Below are 1,488 nucleotides of genomic sequence, written 5' to 3'. Positions count from 1 at the left end.
CGCCTCCAGCGAGACGCCATCGACACCCTCAGCACCGCACTCGGCGGCCCGGAGAACACCAAGACGGCACGCTCCGACGGCGACGAACCGCCACCCTGCGCCGCCCTCGTCCGCTGACGTTGCCGTCAACTACTGCCGTCACCCCAATGCAGCAGCCCCGCCAGGACACACCTGACGGGGCTGTTTTTTGCAATTGCTAGCAACTACTAGACCCGATGCAGCGATTCAAGAACACTGGACGCCAAACGACTTATATTGTCATCCGATTCGAGGCCGGGCAGGTCGCGCAACCTTACCGAGATGTCACGTCCCGCCTCTGATGCAGCCGCTTCGGAAATGTCATCACGCAGCCACCGCAGCCATTCGGAAACCATGCGAATTCCGAAATCTCGGAGATATTCCCTGCTGTCCGCTTCCCCTTCTTTGTGTGCGATCAGGACAATCTTCAAGGCTGCGGATAGGCGGCCGAGCGGAAGGTCATGCGAAGACAGCACCAGCCCCAATTCGTCGAATCTGCCGATCGCCGCTTCGTCAGCTGTCCACTCATACGGAATCGCGTGGCCATCAACACTCGTCAGGGAAATAAGACTCCCGCCAGGATTGAGGATCACATCAACACGCGACGCATTTCCGGGATCGTCGACCGAGACCCGCATGCGATGCAACCCGGCAGACCCGAAATTCTGGACGAAGCTGGACACATTGAGGATGTCTCCAACCGCGATGCAACCGTCAGCAAGCGAGATCTCTCCGTCAAAGACGACTGTGCCCCTCACCGGCCCGACCTTGTTCCACAACTTGACGCGCACCAACCCGGCCTGCGCCCTCACCGCCACGTGGACATGACTGTCCGATACCGCCACGGGTGCGCCGCCAAGCGGGGAAGCCGCTGCCGGAGCCGCACTGGATCCGATGCGAACCACGCGGTGGTTTAGATAGATATCCGCGCTACCAATCAGCACCTGCCACCTCCTTGAAATAGAGCGCGCCTGGCCGACATGTAGCCGACCAGGCGCAGATTCCAACTAAACCGTATGGCCAGGAAGAAGTTCCGCTAGCTTTTCTACGGCACTGGGTATGCCGGGCAGCCCCGGGAATGTCGGATCATGATATCCGTGATTCCGGAGTATCTGCTGAGCCTTCTGTACCGCGACAGACTGCGTGTCGCTGCAAACCTGACAATGCGGGAACAGGTTCCTCGGCAGACTGGTGGGTCCGATCCCGGATTGCGGCTGGTGATCTCCAATCATCGTCGGAGTCCTTCCGCCACAGGTGTGGCAAACCTTCCCCTGCATCGCCGCACTCTGTTCAGGTGTTACCACAGGGCCCGTCGCAGGAACGGACTCATTAGCGTGGGGCCCTATTTGCAGGGTATCGGCTTCCTCCTGAGTCAGCCTGACATTGCAGTTGTGAACCAGAACCGGTGTGGCCCCCGCCAGCACATAGTACGTGTGCAGGTTGCTGACAGTGAGGTTGTGGACGGTGGCT

1 protein-coding gene is annotated in these 1,488 nt (G+C 59.9%); it reads right to left on the bottom strand.

Features of this window, described 5'->3' with window-relative positions; all coding sequences use genetic code 11:
• Positions 1-206 precede the first annotated feature (206 nt).
• A complete protein-coding gene (locus tag GA0115259_RS21635; RefSeq protein WP_093599758.1) occupies positions 207-962 on the bottom strand; it encodes a hypothetical protein in 756 nt (251 codons plus the stop codon).
• Positions 963-1,488: the final 526 nt, after the last annotated feature.

It is taken from the genome of Streptomyces sp. MnatMP-M17 (assembly GCF_900091995.1).
GTDB lineage: Bacteria > Actinomycetota > Actinomycetes > Streptomycetales > Streptomycetaceae > Streptomyces.
This window is presented reverse-complemented; position numbering and strand designations above follow the sequence as displayed.